Consider the following 17093-nt stretch of genomic DNA (forward strand, 5'->3'; position numbering starts at 1 on the left):
GGCTAAACCGGCTCTTAACGGGTCCTACACATTTCGCGCGCAGATGTGATGTAGATCATAAGCGCAAAGGCCCGTCATCGCATGACAGCATCGCCGGCGGCTCCCCGCCTGCCCCGCAACATCAGCCGTGAGTTCGTCACGGGTGCCGTGACGGGCGCGGCTGCGTTGTTGCTGGTCGGTACCGGCGGCGCGGTTCTGCTCGACGCGATCGCGCATATCACGGGTGACGGGACGGGAATCGACCACCGGCTGATCGTCGCGATGCTGCTGAACGTCGCGCTCATTCTCTTCGGGGTCCTGCGCTATCGTGCCTTGTCCGTCGAATTGAACGAAGTCGCCGATGCGGGGATGCGCGATCGAATCCTCGCGCAGCGCGATCCGCTCACGGGCTTCCTCAACCGGCGCAGTCTGTCGGAAGACGGCGCGACCTTGTTCGGGAGCGCGCGTCGCCGCGGCAAGGCGGTCGCGATGCTGATGATCGACATCGACCTCTTCAAGGGCGTCAACGATCTGCACGGCTATGCGATCGGTGACCTGCTGCTCATCCATGTCGCAGAGACGATCGCCGCGATCGTTCCGGGGTCGAGCCTGCTCGCGCGACTCGGCGCGGATGAATTTGCCTGCGCCTTCATCTTCGACCCCTCGCATCAGGAAGTCGCCGACCGGATCGCCGAACGCCTCGTCGCCGGTCTGGCCACGCCGTTTCGCGCCAACGGGATCGAAATCCATACCAGCGCCTCGATCGGCGTGGCGCGCTCGGATGCGGATTGCGCCTCGATCGACGCGCTGCTCCGCACGGCGGACATCGCGCTGCACGCCGCGCGGACGAACGGCCGCAACCGCCATGCGTGGTTCAGTCCGTCAATGGAGCGCACGCTCCAGCTTCGCGGCGAACTCGAGACGGGCCTGCGCCATGCGATCCCGGCGCAGCAGATCATCCCCTGCTTCGAACAGCAGGTCGATCTCGCAACGGGGCGTGTCACGGGGTTCGAGGTGCTTGCGCGGTGGGAACACCCTACCCGCGGCACGATCACCCCCGACGTCTTCATCCCGATCGCCGAAGAGATCGGCGCGATCGGCGACCTCTCGCTGTCGATCATGCGGCAGGCATTCACCGCGGCGCGCGATTGGGATGCGGCGCTGACATTGTCGGTCAACATCTCGCCGCTTCAGCTTCGCGATGCATGGCTCGCACAGAAGATCATCAAGACCCTCGTCGAGACGGGCTTCCCCGCAAGCCGGCTGGAAATCGAGATCACCGAGAGCGCGCTGTTCGACAATCTGCCGCTCGCGCAATCGATCGTCGGAAGCCTGAAGAACCAGGGCATCCGCCTCGCGCTCGATGATTTCGGGACAGGCTATTCGAGTCTCGCGCATCTGCGCGCGCTGCCGTTCGACCGGATCAAGATCGACAAGAGCTTCGTCGCCTCGATCCTCGAAAACCCCGAGAGCATGGCGATCGTCAACACGATCGCGCGGCTCGGCGACAGCCTCAACCTGCCGACCACCGCGGAAGGAATCGAGGACGCCGCGGTCGAGGAACGCCTCTGCGCGATCGGATGCGCCAAGGGTCAGGGCTATCTCTACGGCCGCCCCCTCAACGCCGCGCAGGTCCGCCGGATGCTCGCCGAGAAGCGCCTCCTTGCGCACCAGCCCGACAGCGAATTCCCGGCACTGCGCGATCTGTCTCCCCGCCTCGCAAGCTGACCGACCGGCCGACAGGCCCGCGCCTGCACGGTCCACCCGCGCGAAAGAGATTGCGTGGACTTCGCGCAACGTCGCTTATAGATCGCACCCATGCCATCCGCCCCCCTGCCTCAGGCTGCGCCAGAGGCCGGTCCCGACGTCGTCAGTCTGGGTTGCCGCCTCAATATCGCCGAAAGCGAAACGATCCGCGCACTTGTCGCGGGGCGGGACATGGTCGTCGTCAACAGCTGCGCGGTCACCAACGCCGCGGTGAAGGCGACCCGCGTCGCGATCCGGCGCGCCCGCCGCGACCGTCCATCGGCGCAGATCGTCGTCACCGGCTGCGCAGCGCAGATCGATCCCGCCAGCTTCGCCGCAATGTCCGAGGTCGATCGGGTCATCGGTAATGCGGACAAGCTGTTGCCGTCTGCCTGGCAGAGCGAGGCTGCGGTCCTGGTCTCCGACGTCATGACGGTTCGCGAGACCGCACCGCATCTCGCCGCGAGCTTTTCCGCCCATGCCCGCGCGTTCGTCGAGGTCCAGAACGGATGCGACCACCGGTGCACCTTCTGCGCGATCCCCTTTGGTCGCGGTCCGAGCCGTTCGGTCCCCGCCGGTGCGGTCGTCGATCGCATCGCGGGCCTCGTCGACGCCGGGCACAGCGAGATCGTCCTGACGGGCGTCGACCTCACCAGCTACGGCCCCGACCTGCCGGGCGCCCCCACGCTCGGTCACCTCGTCGAGCGGATCCTCACGCACGTACCCGCATTGCGGCGGCTGCGGCTGTCGTCGCTCGACGGGATCGAGATCGACGACCGGCTGTTTGCCGTGCTGACGGGTGACGCGCGGATCATGCCGCACGTCCATCTGTCGCTGCAGGCCGGGGATGACATGATCCTCAAGCGCATGAAGCGCCGCCATTCGCGCGCCGAAAGCGTCGATCTGGTCCAGCGACTCAAGGCGGCCCGTCCGGATATCGCGATCGGTGCCGATCTGATCGCGGGCTTCCCGACCGAGGACGACGCGATGTTCGCGAACACGCTCGCGCTGATCGACGATTGCATGATCGTCCACCCGCACATCTTCCCCTATTCGCCCCGCGCCGGCACGCCCGCTGCACGCATGCCCCAGGTCGAGCCCGGCATCCGCCGCCGCCGCGCGACGCTGTTGCGCGAGGCGGGTGAGGCTGCACGGGGAGAGTGGTTACGCGGACTGGTCGGCACCACGCAGGACCTGCTTGTCGAGCGACCCGGCGATCGCGGCCATATCGCTAACTTTGCCGAAGTCGTGCTGGACGAAACCGCGATACCGGGCGAAATCGTCCGCGTCAGAATCACCGGCGCAACGGGCGACCGCCTGAGCGCAACACGGGACAACACATGAGCACCACCCCCACCTGGCACGACAAGCTGCTCGGCGGCTTCAAGCGCACGTCCGACCGGCTCGTCGGCAATCTCGCCGGCCTTGGCGGCGCACGCCTCGACGACGCGACGCTCGACAATATCGAGGAGGCGCTGATCGCCTCCGATCTCGGCCCCGAAACCGCGGGCCGGATCCGTCACCGGCTGTCCGAAGGCAGCTTCGAGCGAAACATGGAAGAACTTGGCATCCGCGTCATCGTCGCGGAAGAGGTCGAGAAGGTCCTCGCGACCGTCGCCAAGCCGATCGAGATCGACGCGTTTCCACGCCCGCAGGTCATCCTTGTCATCGGCGTCAACGGCTCGGGCAAGACCACCACGATCGCCAAGCTCGCGCATCTGTTGATGGAGCAGGATTACGGCGTGATGCTGGCGGCAGGCGACACGTTCCGCGCCGCCGCGATCGGGCAGCTTCGCACCTGGGCCGAGCGCGTCGGCGTGCCGATCGTGACCGGTCCTGAGGGCGGCGACGCGGCGGGCGTGGTGTGGGACGCAGTCAAGAAAGCGACCGAGACGGGGATCGACGTGCTGATCGTCGACACCGCAGGCCGTCTCCAGAACAAGCGCGAGCTGATGGACGAGCTGGCCAAGATCCGCCGCGTGCTCGGCCGCATCAACCCCGAGAGCCCGCACGACATCGTGCTCGTGCTCGATGCGACGACCGGCCAGAACGCGCTCCAGCAGATCGAGGTGTTCAAGGAGGTGGCGGGCGTGACCGGGCTCGTGATGACCAAGCTCGACGGCACCGCGCGTGGCGGCGTGCTCGTCGCGGCGGCCGAGAAATACGGCCTCCCCATCCACGCGATCGGCATTGGCGAGGGGATGACCGACCTCCGGCCGTTCGATGCGAACGAGGTCAGCCGGATCATCGCGGGCGTGGAGAGCGTTCGGAAGTAACGCGCCGTCCGGAGGGGCTGCCCTCCGTTCGTCCTGCGCGACGTCGAACGACCGGCCAGCTCGTGGCAATGTCGTTCGACTATGGTCGGGGCGAACCGGATTTTACGCATTTTCTTGGAAGACACAGTGACCAAATCCCCCTGCCCCCCGGTCTTCGCATGGCGATCGACTATGGCCCGCTCGCGATCTTCTTTGCGGTGAACTCGCTCACCCCGGGCGCACCGATCGCGCGCGTCGTCGCCGCGACGACCGCGTTCATCATCGCCACGATCGTCGCGATGATCGTCTCCAAGGTGAAGTCGGGGCACATCTCGCCGATGCTGTGGATGTCGGGCGCGCTGATCGTCGTGTTCGGCGGACTGACGATCTATTTTCACGACCAGCGCTTCATCCAGATGAAGCCGACGATCATCTACGCGATGTTCGCCGCAATCCTGACGTTCGGGCTCGTCACCGGCCGCCCGCTGCTCCAGTCGCTGCTGGGCACGGCGTATCCGGGGCTGTCCGCGGACGGCTGGCGCAAGCTTACGCGTAACTGGGCGGTGTTCTTCGTGTTCATGGCGGTGCTCAACGAGGCGGTCTGGCGCAACAGCACATGGGATTTCTGGGTCGGCTTCAAACTTTGGGGCGCGATCCCGCTGACGCTGATCTTCGCGTTCGCCAATATTCCGATGCTGTTGAAGCATGGACTGCAAACGGGCGACAAGGCCGTCACTGACCTGCCGCCCGAAGGGTAACGCAAAAACCCGTCATCGCAGCAACGCTGCAATCTCCCCGTGTCAGACGTCACGACTGCCACGGGGATACCCCGGCTTTCGCCGGGGTGACGGTTCAAGCGTCAGTTCAGCCCGCGACCTTCGCGTAGCGCTCGCCGACCACGTCCCAGTTCACGATGTCCCACCACGCCTTCAGATAGCCCGGACGGTCGTTCTTGTACGTCAGGTAATAGGCGTGCTCCCACACGTCGTTACCCAGAAGCGGCGTACCCGGCTCCTTGGCGTCGTCCATCAGCGGGTTGTCCTGGTTCGGCGTGCTCGTCACCTTCAGCTTGCCGCTGGCGTCGGCGATCAGCCATGCCCAGCCCGACCCGAATTGGCCCGCGCCCTTGGTGTTGAACTCGTCCTTGAGCTTGTCGAGGCCGCCGAAATCGCGATCGATCGCCTCTGCCAGCTTGCCCGACGGGGCCTGGCCAGCCTTGGGCGCCATCGTCTTCCAGAAGAAGTCGTGGTTCCAGAAGCCGCCGCCATTGTTGCGGACGAGCGGTGGTTGCGACGAGATCATCCCGAGAATGTCCTCGATCGACTTGCCCGCCAGCGCCGAGTCCTTCTCGACACCTTCATTCAGCTTCGCGGTATAGGCCGCATGATGCTTGTCGTGGTGAAACTTCATCGTCTCCTGATCGATCACCGGCTCGAGCGCGTCATAGGCGTAAGGCAGCGGCGGTAATTCGAAAGCCATCGGAAGTCTCCTTGGTGAATGGGTTGGACGTTAAACGCCCGCCCGCCCCAAATGGTCCGCGCAAAGTCGTTCCGCAAGCGTCCCGACCACCCTCCGCGGCGATAGCGACGGTCCAGGCATCACAAGATGGTTGCGGGTCAGCCGCCGGCGTTCAGCAGGTCGTGGCGCTTCAACGCATGACGCAACTGGTCATAGGACAGCCCGAGCGCTTCCGCCGTCGCCCGCTGGTTGAAGCGATGTTCGGACAATGCCTTGGCGAGGAGATCGCGCTCGAACCGCGAGACGCGCGACTTGAAATCGGAAGGACCTTCTTCACATGCGACGACGGGATCATCCTCGTCGATCGCCGGCACGTCGGGCTGGCGGGCGGGCGGTGCGGCCGGGACGATGGCCTGAGGCCGAGGCGCCTGCCCCGCACCGGGGCGATGCGGCGACTGGAACGGGTCGATCTCGATCTCGTCGATCGGACCCGCTTGCTCCCACCGATAGACCGCGCGCTCGACGACATTGCGCAGTTCGCGGACATTGCCCGGCCAACGATACGCGACCAGCGCGTCCATCGCGGCAGGCCCGAACCCTTCCCACCGATCACGCCCGAGTTCGGACGCCATCCGCCGCCCGAAATGCTCGGCAAGCACCACCACGTCGCCGCTCCGCGCGCGCAAGGGCGGCAGTGTCACCACTTCGAACGACAACCGATCGAGAAGATCCGCGCGAAACTCATGGCGATCGACCTTGTCGGGCAGATGCTCGTTGGTCGCGGCAACGATCCGTACGTCGACACGCCGTGGCCGCGACGATCCGATCCGCGTGATCTCGCCATATTCGACCGCGCGCAGCAGCCGGTCCTGCGCCGCCATCGACAACGTCCCCAACTCGTCGAGGAACAGCGTACCGCCATCGGCTTCTTCGAACCGCCCGACGCGCGCCTTGGTCGCGCCCGTGAACGCGCCCGCCTCGTGCCCGAACAACTCGGCTTCGATCAGCGACTCGGGCAGTGCCGCGCAGTTCATGATCACCAGCGGTTGATCCCAGCGCGGCGACAGGCGGTGCAGTCGCTCTGCAACCAGTTCCTTGCCCGTTCCCCGCTCGCCGATGACCAGCACGGGACGGTCGAGTGCAGCCGCACGCGATGCGCGTTCCAGCGCCCCCATGAAGGTGCTCGATTCCCCGATGACCTGCGTTGTTCGCTCCATAACGAAGATGTGGCGCGATTTACCAACTCTTCGCAAGCACCTGATCGATATCGATCTGAAGGAAATCGCTAAGTAACGGTTTCTAGGCCTTTTTCAAAACTGGCACGACTGATGCAAAGCTTGAGACAATCCGCACACAGGCGGAACATCGCACCATTAGGGAGTTCCATCATGTTCAAGACCGACATCATCCGCACCGTTGCCGCCGCACTCTGCACCATCGTCTTCAGCGCGACCTGCGTGCTGGGCGCAGTCGCACCGGCGCATCAAGCGAACGCGGTCGCGGCACGCACCGCAATCGTGGCATAAGTGCGCGACGGCTCGACCAGAGCCTCGGGCCGATCCCTGGAGTAGGATTTACATGGGCATTTTTTCCCGCACTCGCGACATCGTCGCTGCCAACTTCGCCGATCTCATCGAGAAGGCCGAAGACCCGTCGAAGATGATCCGCATGATCATCCTCGAGATGGAGGAAACGCTGGTCGAGGTGCGCGCCTCCGCGGCGCGGACGATCGCCGACCAGAAGGAAATGCGGCGTCATATCTCGAAGCTCGAGCAGCTTCAGGACAACTGGACCGAGAAGGCCGAACTCGCGCTCAGCAAGGATCGCGAAGACCTTGCCAAGGCCGCGCTGGTCGAGCGTCAGAAGGCGTTCGACATGGCCGATCAGCTGAAGGCGGAGATCGTCGTTTTGGACGATGCGCTGCGCGCGTCGGAAGAGGACATCGCCAAGCTGCAGACCAAGCTGCGCGAAGCCCGCACCAAGCAGAACGCGGTGCAGACCCGACTGGAGAGCGCGAACAACCGGACGCGGCTCCGCGAGATGTATAACGGCCCGAAGACGCACGAGGCCTTCAGCCGCTTCGACATCCTCGATCGCCGCGTCGACGAGGCCGAGGGCCGCGCGGATGCGATGGGGCTCGGGGTGGTCAAGACGCTGGAAGAGGAGATCGCCGAACTGCGCAGCAACGACAAGGTCGACGCCCAGCTCGCCGCGCTCAAGGCGCGCCTGAAGAAGGAAGACTGAGATGGAAGACTTCATGTCCGTCGGCGTCCCCGTCGTCTCGATCTTCATCGGTCTGCCGTGGGTGATCCTCCACTATATCACCAAGTGGAAGCAGGCGCCGCGGATCACCGAAGAGGACGAGCGGCTGCTCGACGAGCTGCAGATGCTCGCCCGCCGCCTCGAGGACCGGGTGATGACCGTCGAACGGATCATTGCCGCCGACAACCCCGACTGGAAGCCCGGGATCACGAGCCAGACCCATTCGCCCTATCAGATCGACCGCGACGAGATGAAGCGCGACCTCAATCAATCGTTCAACCGGAGGAACTGAAATGTCCGCCAGCCGCACCAAGTTCTACCTCGACAAGCAGAATGCCAAGTACAAGGGCGTCTGCGCCGGGATCGCCGACTATACAGGGGTCGATGTCCTCTGGGTCCGTGTCGCGATGGTCCTGCTGACGTTCGCCGGCGGGTTCCCCTGGACGCTGATCGCCTATTGGCTGGTCGCATGGATGGGCGAGGCCAAGCCGTACGGGCTGTACGAGACGCCGGACGACGCGAAGTTCTGGCAGGGCGTGCGATCCAATCCGAAGCGCTCGACCGCCGAGGTCCGCAGCAAGTTCCGCGACATCGACCGCCGCCTCGCCGACATCGAGACGCACTATACCAGCCGCTCGAGCAACAGCCTCGCAGCAGAGATCGACAGCCTGCGCTGAGACGCGGGCGGGGTTGAGGGAGACGAACAATGAGTTGGGGTGGACCGGGCTTCGTCATCGCGATCATCGCGATCTCGACGGTGGGATGGGTGATCAACAACTGGATCCGGGCAAAGCATGGCTATGCGCTGGAAGACGAATGGAGCGGCAAGACGCACCGTGGCGATCCCGATGGCGAGCGCAAGGTACAGCTGCTCAGCACCGAGAACGAGCGGCTGACCGGCCAGGTCTCGCGGCTCGAGGAACGGATCGCCGTCCTCGAACGCATCGCCACCGATCCCGCGGAGCGTACCGCCCGCGAAATCGAAGCACTCCGCAACCGTTGAAGGGTACGAAGATGAACGGGTTCACGATCTTCATGCTCGCGATCATCTGCGTCGGCCTGCCGGTCACGCTCGGGATCGGCAGCGAGATGTTCAAGCGCTGGTTGAAGCACAAGGAAACGATGTCGACCGCGCTGACGGCGCAGACCGCGGAAAAGGCGGCGCAATATGCCGCCCACACCGAACGCCTCGAACAGCGCGTCCGGGTGCTCGAACGGATCGTGACCGATCGCGGCATCGCCCTATCCAGCGAAATCGATCTGCTCCGCGACGAGCGGCCCCTCAACTAGACGCGTATCCAGGAGAAATCCGATGAATCCCTTTACGATGGTCGTCTGCATCGTCCTGATCGTGGCGGTTTCGAAAGTCCTCAGGGCGAAATACCGGGCGCAGGGCTCGCTGATCAACCCGGCGGACACCGCCGACACGCTGCGGCTGCGCGAGGAAGTCAGCCAGATGAAACAACGCATCCAGGTGCTGGAGCGCGTGATCACCGACAATCACAAGAGCGTCGACCTCGATCGGGAGATCGAGCGGCTTCGCGACCGCTAGGAGGAGGCGGACATGACCGAACCTAACATCTACATCACGCTGGCCCTGACGAGCCTCGCGGGACTTGCGATGATCGTCGCGGCGGGGCTTGCCGGCTGGCGGGGTTGGCTTTCGCTCCGGCGGATGGAACTCGACCACGCGCACGACACCGGAATGCCCGTCGCGGTATCGACCGGCGCGCGGATCGAGATCGCCGACCTGAAAGAGCGTATCAAGAAGCTCGAGGCGATCGCCGCCGGGGTGGATCTGTAGGACTCACCCCGTCGCGCCTCGGCGGCTGCCCGATCGGCCAACCGGGCGATTGCGTCAGACGCGAGGTTACGATGGTTGCGGCCGACATGACGCCGGGGTACCGCAGCGCAATGCCCGACCTTTCCGCTATCCATGAGGAATATGACTTCCTCGAACCCGACGATCGCTACCGTCTGCTGATCGATCTCGGGCGCGATCTCGAACCCATGCCGGACGCGCTGAAGACCGATGCGACCCTGGTTCGCGGATGTTCGGCCTCCGTGTGGGTATACCCGACCAAGACCGACGATGGTCGCCTCCACTTCCTTGCGGACTCGAACGCGGCGATTACCAAGGGGATCATCGCGCTGGTCCTCCAGACCGTCCAGGATCAGGCCCCGGCGACGATCGTCGCGACCGACATCGGCGACGCGCTTGCACCGTTCGACCTGAGCAAGCAGCTCAGCTCGAACCGGACGCAGGGCATCCCGAACATGATCGCGCTGATCCGCGAGACGGCCGAGCGTTACGCCGCCTAGTGCAATGCCTCGGCCGGCGGCAGATCGTCGGCTTCAGTCCTGCGCAAGCATCGCCACGACTTCGCGCGGTTCGGTCCCGGCCGGCACCAGCATCCAGTGCCCCGGCCGCGCGCCGTCGATCATCACGACGGCGTTTTTGGGGCAGACCCCCAGGCACTTGACCTCGACGACGCCGCGATCGGCCTTGCGCCCCTTCTTAACCCCGAATGCGGTCCGCAACAGCTTGGCAAGCGACGTCCGGCGCCTGTCGCCAAACCCGCCGCCGAGCTTCTTCGAACATTTGCCGCACACGAGCACGCTGCCCTGCCAGCGGCTCGCGAGCACGCGGATCACACCGGCTTCCACGTCCGTGCATCCTCGGCCGCGCGCAGCACCTCGTACGCCGCCTGCACCCCCTGGAACCGCGTGGCGGCATCCTTGTCGCCGGGACGAACATCGGGATGGTTGGCCTTCGCCATCCGCCGCCACGCCGCGCGGACGTCCTCGAACGTCGCATCGGGCTCGAGCTGCAGCACTTCCAGCGCGCGCATCTCGTCACGCGACCGGCTGCCGTCACCCGATCCTGCCCAAGCATAATGTTTGGGGTCGGCATATCCGTCCGCCGTTCGCGTTTCCGCCGCCTCGCGCTCGGCGGCTTCCTCCGCGCTCAAGCCCTCGAAATAATTCCACCCGCGATTATACTCGCCTGCATGCTCCATGCAGAAATACCAGCGATCGGGGCTGTTCGGCGATTTCGGCGCGGGACAATTGCCGGGCTCGTTGCAACCATGCCGGTCGCACAGCCGCACCGTCGTCGCCTCGCTGCTCGAGCCATAGCCCCGCCACCGCGGAAAACCCCAGTCGGACGTACGTGTCGTGCTTCGCGCCATAGCGGCCCGAGATAGGCGTCTGCGCCGACAACGCAACCGCGCCCGTCCGCAAACTTGCCCTGCATCACATACCGTGCATCACATACCGTCCGGCCACTTGCCGCTTGAGTTGGCGTACCTTCATCGCGTATCAAGATGAACATTTTGTCATCTGGCATGGGATGAAGCGTCCACTCCGGTCGCATCCCGGCCGACACCATAGCGACTGGAACACCGGTGACGTCACTCATCCCGAAGCTAACGACCTGGCGGACAGATCTTCCGGCGTCGATCGTCGTCGCGCTCGTCGCATTGCCGCTGTGCCTCGGCGTTGCGCTTGCGTCAGGCGCACCCTTGTTCGCAGGGCTCATCTCGGGGATCGTCGGCGGTATCGCCGTCGGCCTCTTCTCGAAATCGCCGCTTTCGGTCAGCGGCCCTGCGGCGGGCCTGACGGTGATCGTGCTCGCCGCGATCGAGAGCATGCCGAGCTATCAGATGTTCCTGCTCGCGGTCGTGCTCGCCGGCGTGCTCCAACTCGCCTTCTCGCTGACCCGCGCCGGGATCCTCAGCGAATTCGTCCCCTCGTCGGTCATCACCGGCATGCTGGCGGCGATCGGCCTGATCCTCATCCTCAAGCAGATCCCGCATGCCGTCGGCTTTGACCGCGAGGCGGAGGGGATCTTCGAATTCAGCACCGCCAACGGCGCGAACACCTTCACGCGCATTCTCGACAGCCTGTCGGCGAGCACCACCCCCGGCGCGATCCTGATCGCCGGCATCAGCCTCGCCTTCCTGTTCTGGTGGGACGGCGCGAAGCCCAAGACCGGGCCGCTCCGGTTCGTCCCGGGCCCGCTCGTCGTCGTGCTGATCGGCGTGATCGGCAACGTGCTCCTCGGCGCACTCAAGCCTGAGTGGCAATTGCAGGCCACGCATCTCGTGCAGGTGCCCATCACGCAGCGGCTTTCCGAATTTCCGTCGCTCTTCACGCTCCCCGACTTCTCCGGGATCGGCCTCGGAATCGTCTGGACCACCGCGATCACGCTCGCGATCGTCGCCAGCCTCGAGTCGCTGCTGAGCGTCAAGGCCGTCGACGAGATCGACCCGCGGCGGCGCTCGACCGACAAGAACTGGGAATTGCTGGCGCAGGGCGGCGGCAACATCATCTCCGGCATGATCGGCGGGCTTCCCGTCACATCGGTGATCGTCCGCTCGTCGGCCAATGTCGACGCGAAGGCCGAGAGCAAGCTGTCGACGATGCTCCATGGCTTCTGGCTGCTGATCAGCGTGGCGTTGATCCCCGCCGTGCTGAACCTCATCCCGTTGTCGGCGCTGGCTGCTGTGCTGATCGCGACGGGCTACAAGCTGACCAAGCCGAAGCTCTTCATCGAGCGCTACAAGCAGGGGTGGACCCAGTTCATTCCGTTCGTCGTCACCGTCGTCGCGATCCTGTTCACCGACCTGCTCGAGGGCATCATCATCGGGATCGTCGTCGGCTTCGTGTTCGTGATCGCGCGGAACTTTCGTACCGCCATCACCTTCGCCTGCGATGGCGACGACTGCCTCGTCCGCGCGCGCCGCAACCTGTACTTCATCCACAAATATGAACTGCAGAAGTCGCTCGACCGCGTACCCGACAACACGCAGGTGCTGATTGACCTGTCCTCGACCAGCTATGTCGATCTCGACAATATCGACATCATCAACGCGTTCATCAAAGGCGCGGTCTATCGCGGCATCACGGTCAGCCTGCGCGGGGACATCGCCGGCAAGCGCGCCGCGCTGATCAACGCGCCATCGAGCGAGGTTCTTTACACATGAGACGCTACAAACAGCTCCTGCTCGCCAACAAGGCATGGGTCGCCGAGCTCACGGACGAGAACCCCGAATTCTTCAGCCGGCAGACGCTCGGCCAGCGGCCCGAGTTTCTCTGGATCGGCTGTTCAGACAGTCGCGTCAGCCCCGAACAGATGACGATGACCCAGCCGGGCGGCATGTTCATCCACCGCAACATCGCCAATCTCGTGAACGAACACGACCTGAACCTGATGTCAGTGCTGCAATATGCGGTCGACGTTCTGAAGGTGAAGCACGTGATCGTCTGCGGCCATCACGGCTGTGGCGGCATCAAGGGCGCGTTTCACGGCGGGACGGAAGGCCCGGTCAACGAGTGGCTCGATACCGCGCGTCAGGTGCTCGATGACCACCGCGACGAAATCGACGCGCAGCCCGACGCGGAGGCCAAGGTGAACCGTTTCGTCGAGGTCAACGTGCGCGACCAGCTGGTTCGCCTCGCGCGGACCAAGACGGTGCAGGACGCGTTCGCCAGCGGCCAGGAACTCGCACTGCACGGATGGGTCTACGACATGCGCGACGGCCATATCAAACCGCTGATGGAGATCGCGTCGGACACGGTGCTCGACGAGATCGGCCGTCCGGCCAAGGTCCTCGTCTAACGGCGCCGCCGTCGCTCCGACCGGGCGACGGCGGCCCTGCCCCACGCCGCTGGCCGGGGCGATGCGGGAAACGGTGCCAGAGGGTCTGTAAGCCGGGTTCTGTCCATTCCCGATCCTTCGATACGGAAGTTAGGCGACCATTCCTCTAGGACGACGGTTGCCCGTCGCCTCAAGCAATCAACCCGGGTGACGAGCTGAAACGAAGCCCATGCGCCACCCCTATTCGATCTTGCTCCCGGTGGGGTTTGCCGTGCCGCCCCTGTTACCAGGCGCGCGGTGCGCTCTTACCGCACCCTTTCACTCTGACCGCCCCGGCTTGCGCCGAGGGTTGGCCGTCTGCTCTCTGTGGCACTGTCCCTGGGGTCGCCCCCGCCGGGCGTTACCCGGCACCGTCGTTTCGCGGAGCCCGGACTTTCCTCGCGGATGCCATTACAACACCCCCGCGGCCGCCCGACCCTCTGGCGCGACGATCCCTAATCGTCACCCATCGGTTTGGGAAGCAGCAAAGCGAGCAGGATGCACCGACACTCGGCATCGATCTCGCCATCGACCAGCTCGGGTCGAAAACGCCGCTGGAACGCCATGATCGCCGCCATCCGGTTTTCGACATCATAGCCGAAGCGCTCGAGCGCCAGGCAGAAGCCCGCCTCGGTCCAACCCGGATCCATCAGGTTCTTCGTCGGCCGCGGCAAGGCGAGGCGGCGGCGCGCGAGTTCATGCCACGGGAACAGCTCACCGGGGTCACGCTTGCGCGTTGGCGCGATGTCCGAATGGCCGACGATGTTGCCGCGTGTGATCTCGTGCCGGTCCTTGATCGCCGCGACGAGCGGAAGCAATGCGGCGATCTGTTCGGCGGGAAACGGGCGATAGCCGAATTCATGCCCGGGATTGACGATCTCGATGCCGATGCTCGCCGAATTCACGTCGTCGATGTCGCGCCAGTGCGAGCGTCCCGCATGCCAGGCGCGCTTGTCCTCGGCCACCATCCGCAACACGGTGCCGTCCTCGTCGATCAGATAATGCGACGAGACCTTGGCGTCGGGATCGCGCAACCGGGCGATCGCCGACGGGCCGTCCTGCATTCCGGTATAGTGCAGCACGATCATGCTGATAGGCAGCGTGCGGTCGTCGAAATTCGGTGACGGCGTCTCGATGATCGTCAAGCGAGCTTCCTCCAGCCATGGCAAGCGGGCAGCATGCAGCCCGCTTGCGTCGGCAATAGCGTCAACCGATCGCCGGCGTAATAGCGGAAAAGCCATCCGCCACCACCGGATGCGCGCGCCGTGACGCTGGCACTGGTCCGATCAGGCGGCGGCGCGACCGGCGGTCAGCGTGGTCGACCCGGAGGGCGGCGTCTCGTAAAATCCGCGAAAGCGCTTGCTCGGCTCGAACGCGGAGGTCTGGCCGATCACCGTCTCGCCCGCCCCCATGACGAGCAGCCCGCCCGGACGCAAAGCCCGCGCGATCGTCGCGAACACGCATCGTTTCGTATCGGCCGCAAGGTACAACAGGACGTTGCGGCACAGCACGACATCGAACTGCCCCGACGGCGCCGGATCGGCGACGAGGTTGAGGCGCCGGAACGTCACCATCTTGACCAGCTCCGGCTTGGCGACCCAGTCGCTGCCATCGCCGTCGAACCACCGCATCATCCGCCGGATCGGCAGGCCGCGCTGGATCTCGAACTGCGTGAACCGGCCGGCGCGCGCGCGCGCGATCGCCGCTGCGGAAACATCCGTCGCGACGATCTCGGGTATCGGCGCGCCGGTCTGCTCGTGACGCTCGGCGAACAGCATCGCCAGCGACAGCGGCTCCTGACCCGTCGCGCAGCCCGCACTCCAGATACGGACCGCGCGCCCCTTCGCCTCCGCGTCGGCGATCGCCTCGACGAGCGATTCGAACACCAGCGCATCGCGGTAGAACGAGGTCTCCTGGTTGAGCAGCGCATCGACGATCCGGTCGCCGATGACCCGGTCGCTGCCCTCGAGCAGTTGCGTGACGAGCTGGTCGAGCGTGTCGAGCTTGCGATCGCGCAGCAACGGCTTCAGCGCGGTGTCGAGCCGCCACGAGCGATAGGCCGAGATCTGCTGGCCGGTACGCGCTTCAAGCAGCGCGGTGAGGACGTTGGTCGCAATCTGCGACACCGGGCTTGCCTCGGATCGGCTGGCGGGTGGTCCGGACATCATGGCCGACGCCGCATCGCGACGAGGCGGCCGATCGCATCGGGCGCAAGGACGGCGTCGGCGAGTCCCGCGGCGACCACGGCACCCGGCATACCCCAGACCACCGAGCTCGCCTGGTCCTGCGCGAGGATACACCCGCCCGCATCGCGAACGTGCTGCGCCCCCTCCGCCCCATCGCGACCCATGCCGCTCAGCATGATCGCGAGCGCGCGCGAGCCAAACACCTCTGCGACCGATCGCAGCATCGGATCCACCGAAGGCAGGCATCCATTCGCAACCGGCTCGTGCAGCAGCCGGATCGCCGCGCCGCTGCCGGGCAGCGTGACGCATCGCAGATGTGCGTCGCCGGGGGCGACGATCAATCGGCCGGGACGGATGCGCAGGCGATCCGTCGCCACGTCGCATGGCCGCCCCGACAACACCGCCAGCTGCGCCGCAAAATAGGGCATGAACGATGCGGGCAGATGCTGTGTGATCAGGATCGGCAGACGGAACGATACCGGCAAGGCGCGCAGCAGTGCGCTGAGCGCGTGGATCCCCCCGTCGACGCACCGATCGCGACGATGTCATAATCGTCCGACGATCCGGGGCGCTCGGTGGGCTCATTGGTGCTCGTCGCCAGGCGGGGGCTGATGCCCGACCGGCTCGTCGGTCGCATCGACAGCGGCGGGGGCGTGTCGGCGATCGTTTCGGACAAGCGTTCGAGCGTCTCGACAAGCGCGCTGGCGAACCGTCCCGACATCCCCGTCGCGCCGGGCTTGACCAGCGTTTCGGCCGCGCCCAGCGCGAGCGCCTGGACCGCGGCGACGCCGCCCTCGGTCGCGGACGACGAGACGATCACGACCTTGGCCCCGGCGCCCGCCTCGATCAGGTCGGGCAAAGCGGTAAGACCGTCGACGCCGGGCATCTCGATATCGAGCAGGATGAAATCCACGCTCGCGCCGCTGAGGAACTGCAGCGCGGCCGCGGCATTGGCGACTGCGCCGACCACGGAAAACTGTTCGCTCGCGTCGACCAGCCGCGCCATCACTGCGCGGGCCACGACCGAGTCATCGACGATCAGGACTCGCGACGCCCGGTTCACCGGCGCCTTGAGCACGGGCGTGAAGGGCAGCGAAACGGCCACGGCGTCGCCTCCCCGATCAGGCCATGCCGACGATTTGCAGTTTGGATTCGAGCGTATCGCGATCGAAGGGCTTCATCACATATTCGTCGGCGCCCGCCTCGATTGCAGCGCGGATATACGCCATGCCGTTCTCCGTCGTGCAGAACACGACCTTCGGCCGATGGCTCAGGTCGCTCAGCCGCAGCGCACGCAGGAAATCCATCCCGCTCATCACGGGCATGTTCCAGTCGAGCAGAATCACGTCGGGCACGGACGCCATGCACGCTTCGAGCGCCTCGCGACCGTCACAGGCCTCGCTGACGGTAAAGTTGAGCGTCTCGAGGATATGGCGTGCGACCTTGCGGATCACCTTAGAATCATCGACGACAAGACAGGTCTTCATGGAAAGCCTTCCAGGGGTGATCGTGACGCCAGTCTTAGCCGGCAAAGCGTAAGGACAGGGTTAAGGGCCGGGTCGTCAG

At 65.3% G+C, this 17093-nt stretch carries 24 protein-coding genes and 1 other RNA gene; 15 read left to right on the forward strand and 10 right to left on the reverse strand.

The window, feature by feature from the left end; all coding sequences use genetic code 11:
• The first annotated feature begins 81 nt into the window (after window positions 1-81).
• From QP165_RS04790 to QP165_RS04805, 4 genes are all read left to right on the forward strand, one after another.
• Complete coding sequence (locus tag QP165_RS04790; RefSeq protein ID WP_333994123.1) at window positions 82-1707, forward strand: putative bifunctional diguanylate cyclase/phosphodiesterase; 1626 nt, start codon at window positions 82-84, stop codon at window positions 1705-1707.
• Window positions 1708-1797: 90 nt separating this feature from the next.
• On the forward strand, window positions 1798-3069 hold the full coding sequence (gene mtaB / locus QP165_RS04795; RefSeq protein WP_333994125.1) for a tRNA (N(6)-L-threonylcarbamoyladenosine(37)-C(2))-methylthiotransferase MtaB: 1272 nt from the start codon (window positions 1798-1800) through the stop codon (window positions 3067-3069).
• Window positions 3066-4001 carry a signal recognition particle-docking protein FtsY gene (ftsY, locus tag QP165_RS04800; protein ID WP_333994127.1) on the forward strand — a complete coding sequence of 312 codons (936 nt, stop codon included), beginning with the start codon at window positions 3066-3068 and terminating at the stop codon, window positions 3999-4001. The genes mtaB and ftsY overlap by 4 nt, the downstream gene beginning before the upstream one ends.
• A 158-nt stretch (window positions 4002-4159) precedes the next feature.
• Window positions 4160-4738, forward strand: a complete 579-nt coding sequence (locus tag QP165_RS04805; RefSeq protein ID WP_056015647.1) for a septation protein A — start codon at window positions 4160-4162, stop codon at window positions 4736-4738.
• Window positions 4739-4844: 106 nt separating this feature from the next.
• Here the strand turns inward: QP165_RS04805 and QP165_RS04810 are convergent, their stop codons facing one another.
• Together QP165_RS04810 and pspF are read right to left on the reverse strand one after the other, a co-directional pair.
• On the reverse strand, window positions 4845-5459 hold the full coding sequence (locus QP165_RS04810) for a superoxide dismutase (RefSeq protein WP_333994129.1): 615 nt from the start codon (window positions 5457-5459) through the stop codon (window positions 4845-4847).
• A 137-nt stretch (window positions 5460-5596) separates the two neighbouring features.
• Window positions 5597-6655, reverse strand: a complete 1059-nt coding sequence (pspF, locus tag QP165_RS04815; RefSeq protein WP_056015652.1) for a phage shock protein operon transcriptional activator — start codon at window positions 6653-6655, stop codon at window positions 5597-5599.
• 171 nt (window positions 6656-6826) lie between these two features.
• On the opposite strand from pspF, the gene QP165_RS04820 reads away from it, so the two are divergent.
• The 9 genes from QP165_RS04820 (at window position 6827) to QP165_RS04860 (ending at window position 10022) form a co-directional block, all read left to right on the forward strand.
• Window positions 6827-6964: a hypothetical protein gene (locus tag QP165_RS04820; protein WP_333994131.1), complete on the forward strand. Its 138-nt coding sequence runs from the start codon at window positions 6827-6829 to the stop codon at window positions 6962-6964.
• A 52-nt stretch (window positions 6965-7016) separates the two neighbouring features.
• Window positions 7017-7682 (forward strand): phage shock protein PspA, encoded by a 666-nt coding sequence (gene pspA, locus QP165_RS04825; RefSeq protein ID WP_056015655.1) that lies wholly within the window; start codon window positions 7017-7019, stop codon window positions 7680-7682.
• 1 nt (window position 7683) lies between these two features.
• Window positions 7684-7992, forward strand: a complete 309-nt coding sequence (pspB, locus tag QP165_RS04830) for an envelope stress response membrane protein PspB (RefSeq protein ID WP_333994133.1) — start codon at window positions 7684-7686, stop codon at window positions 7990-7992.
• Window position 7993: 1 nt separating this feature from the next.
• Window positions 7994-8377: an envelope stress response membrane protein PspC gene (gene pspC, locus QP165_RS04835; RefSeq protein ID WP_056015661.1), complete on the forward strand. Its 384-nt coding sequence runs from the start codon at window positions 7994-7996 to the stop codon at window positions 8375-8377.
• 29 nt (window positions 8378-8406) lie between these two features.
• Window positions 8407-8703: a hypothetical protein gene (locus QP165_RS04840; protein WP_056015664.1), complete on the forward strand. Its 297-nt coding sequence runs from the start codon at window positions 8407-8409 to the stop codon at window positions 8701-8703.
• 11 nt (window positions 8704-8714) lie between these two features.
• Window positions 8715-8990, forward strand: a complete 276-nt coding sequence (locus QP165_RS04845; RefSeq protein ID WP_056018633.1) for a hypothetical protein — start codon at window positions 8715-8717, stop codon at window positions 8988-8990.
• A gap of 22 nt (window positions 8991-9012) precedes the next feature.
• Window positions 9013-9252, forward strand: coding sequence for a hypothetical protein (locus QP165_RS04850; protein WP_056015667.1), 240 nt, complete (start codon window positions 9013-9015; stop codon window positions 9250-9252).
• A gap of 12 nt (window positions 9253-9264) precedes the next feature.
• Window positions 9265-9504 carry a hypothetical protein gene (locus tag QP165_RS04855; protein ID WP_056015670.1) on the forward strand — a complete coding sequence of 80 codons (240 nt, stop codon included), beginning with the start codon at window positions 9265-9267 and terminating at the stop codon, window positions 9502-9504.
• Window positions 9505-9614: 110 nt separating this feature from the next.
• Window positions 9615-10022 (forward strand): SufE family protein, encoded by a 408-nt coding sequence (locus QP165_RS04860; RefSeq protein ID WP_056018636.1) that lies wholly within the window; start codon window positions 9615-9617, stop codon window positions 10020-10022.
• Window positions 10023-10055: 33 nt separating this feature from the next.
• On the opposite strand, the gene QP165_RS04865 is transcribed toward QP165_RS04860, so the two are convergent.
• Window positions 10056-10367 carry a (2Fe-2S) ferredoxin domain-containing protein gene (locus tag QP165_RS04865; RefSeq protein WP_333994139.1) on the reverse strand — a complete coding sequence of 104 codons (312 nt, stop codon included), beginning with the start codon at window positions 10365-10367 and terminating at the stop codon, window positions 10056-10058.
• Window positions 10352-10891: a J domain-containing protein gene (locus QP165_RS04870; protein WP_056015673.1), complete on the reverse strand. Its 540-nt coding sequence runs from the start codon at window positions 10889-10891 to the stop codon at window positions 10352-10354. The genes QP165_RS04865 and QP165_RS04870 overlap by 16 nt, the downstream gene beginning before the upstream one ends.
• A gap of 216 nt (window positions 10892-11107) precedes the next feature.
• On the opposite strand from QP165_RS04870, the gene QP165_RS04875 reads away from it, so the two are divergent.
• Window positions 11108-12688, forward strand: coding sequence for a SulP family inorganic anion transporter (locus QP165_RS04875; protein WP_333994140.1), 1581 nt, complete (start codon window positions 11108-11110; stop codon window positions 12686-12688).
• Entirely contained in the window at window positions 12685-13323 is a 639-nt protein-coding gene (locus QP165_RS04880) for a carbonic anhydrase (RefSeq protein WP_056015678.1), read from the forward strand. Before QP165_RS04875 ends, QP165_RS04880 begins: the two co-directional genes overlap by 4 nt.
• Before the next feature lie 72 nt (window positions 13324-13395).
• Here QP165_RS04880 and rnpB read toward each other — a convergent pair.
• The 6 genes from rnpB to QP165_RS04910 all read right to left on the reverse strand — a co-directional run bounded on the left by rnpB (window position 13396) and on the right by QP165_RS04910 (window position 17014).
• Window positions 13396-13785: RNase P RNA component class A (gene rnpB, locus QP165_RS04885), an RNA gene on the reverse strand.
• Window positions 13786-13796: 11 nt separating this feature from the next.
• Window positions 13797-14429, reverse strand: coding sequence for an N-acetylmuramoyl-L-alanine amidase (locus QP165_RS04890; RefSeq protein ID WP_443019355.1), 633 nt, complete (start codon window positions 14427-14429; stop codon window positions 13797-13799).
• 198 nt (window positions 14430-14627) lie between these two features.
• Window positions 14628-15506 carry a CheR family methyltransferase gene (locus QP165_RS04895; RefSeq protein ID WP_333994141.1) on the reverse strand — a complete coding sequence of 293 codons (879 nt, stop codon included), beginning with the start codon at window positions 15504-15506 and terminating at the stop codon, window positions 14628-14630.
• Window positions 15506-16012: a CheB methylesterase domain-containing protein gene (locus QP165_RS04900; protein WP_333994142.1), complete on the reverse strand. Its 507-nt coding sequence runs from the start codon at window positions 16010-16012 to the stop codon at window positions 15506-15508. Before QP165_RS04900 ends, QP165_RS04895 begins: the two co-directional genes overlap by 1 nt.
• On the reverse strand, window positions 15982-16632 hold the full coding sequence (locus QP165_RS04905; RefSeq protein ID WP_333994144.1) for a response regulator: 651 nt from the start codon (window positions 16630-16632) through the stop codon (window positions 15982-15984). Before QP165_RS04905 ends, QP165_RS04900 begins: the two co-directional genes overlap by 31 nt.
• Before the next feature lie 16 nt (window positions 16633-16648).
• On the reverse strand, window positions 16649-17014 hold the full coding sequence (locus QP165_RS04910; RefSeq protein WP_056015683.1) for a response regulator: 366 nt from the start codon (window positions 17012-17014) through the stop codon (window positions 16649-16651).
• Between the last annotated feature and the right edge of the window lie 79 nt (window positions 17015-17093).

Origin of the sequence: Sphingomonas sp. 22R3R2A-7, assembly GCF_036856055.1 — a bacterium.
Lineage (GTDB): Bacteria > Pseudomonadota > Alphaproteobacteria > Sphingomonadales > Sphingomonadaceae > Sphingomonas.

Coding starts and splice junctions, on each gene's coding strand:
- QP165_RS04890 (WP_443019355.1), bottom strand. CDS start 14,429: ATGATCGTGCTGCACTATACCGGAATGCAGGACGGCCCGTCGGCGATC.
- mtaB (WP_333994125.1), top strand. CDS start 1,798: ATGCCATCCGCCCCCCTGCCTCAGGCTGCGCCAGAGGCCGGTCCCGAC.
- QP165_RS04820 (WP_333994131.1), top strand. CDS start 6,827: ATGTTCAAGACCGACATCATCCGCACCGTTGCCGCCGCACTCTGCACC.
- QP165_RS04840 (WP_056015664.1), top strand. CDS start 8,407: ATGAGTTGGGGTGGACCGGGCTTCGTCATCGCGATCATCGCGATCTCG.
- QP165_RS04870 (WP_056015673.1), bottom strand. CDS start 10,891: ATGGCGCGAAGCACGACACGTACGTCCGACTGGGGTTTTCCGCGGTGG.
- QP165_RS04910 (WP_056015683.1), bottom strand. CDS start 17,014: ATGAAGACCTGTCTTGTCGTCGATGATTCTAAGGTGATCCGCAAGGTC.
- QP165_RS04860 (WP_056018636.1), top strand. CDS start 9,615: ATGCCCGACCTTTCCGCTATCCATGAGGAATATGACTTCCTCGAACCC.
- QP165_RS04850 (WP_056015667.1), top strand. CDS start 9,013: ATGAATCCCTTTACGATGGTCGTCTGCATCGTCCTGATCGTGGCGGTT.
- QP165_RS04880 (WP_056015678.1), top strand. CDS start 12,685: ATGAGACGCTACAAACAGCTCCTGCTCGCCAACAAGGCATGGGTCGCC.
- QP165_RS04810 (WP_333994129.1), bottom strand. CDS start 5,459: ATGGCTTTCGAATTACCGCCGCTGCCTTACGCCTATGACGCGCTCGAG.
- pspC (WP_056015661.1), top strand. CDS start 7,994: ATGTCCGCCAGCCGCACCAAGTTCTACCTCGACAAGCAGAATGCCAAG.
- pspF (WP_056015652.1), bottom strand. CDS start 6,655: ATGGAGCGAACAACGCAGGTCATCGGGGAATCGAGCACCTTCATGGGG.
- QP165_RS04845 (WP_056018633.1), top strand. CDS start 8,715: ATGAACGGGTTCACGATCTTCATGCTCGCGATCATCTGCGTCGGCCTG.
- QP165_RS04805 (WP_056015647.1), top strand. CDS start 4,160: ATGGCGATCGACTATGGCCCGCTCGCGATCTTCTTTGCGGTGAACTCG.
- QP165_RS04790 (WP_333994123.1), top strand. CDS start 82: ATGACAGCATCGCCGGCGGCTCCCCGCCTGCCCCGCAACATCAGCCGT.
- QP165_RS04855 (WP_056015670.1), top strand. CDS start 9,265: ATGACCGAACCTAACATCTACATCACGCTGGCCCTGACGAGCCTCGCG.
- QP165_RS04895 (WP_333994141.1), bottom strand. CDS start 15,506: ATGTCCGGACCACCCGCCAGCCGATCCGAGGCAAGCCCGGTGTCGCAG.
- ftsY (WP_333994127.1), top strand. CDS start 3,066: ATGAGCACCACCCCCACCTGGCACGACAAGCTGCTCGGCGGCTTCAAG.
- pspB (WP_333994133.1), top strand. CDS start 7,684: ATGGAAGACTTCATGTCCGTCGGCGTCCCCGTCGTCTCGATCTTCATC.
- pspA (WP_056015655.1), top strand. CDS start 7,017: ATGGGCATTTTTTCCCGCACTCGCGACATCGTCGCTGCCAACTTCGCC.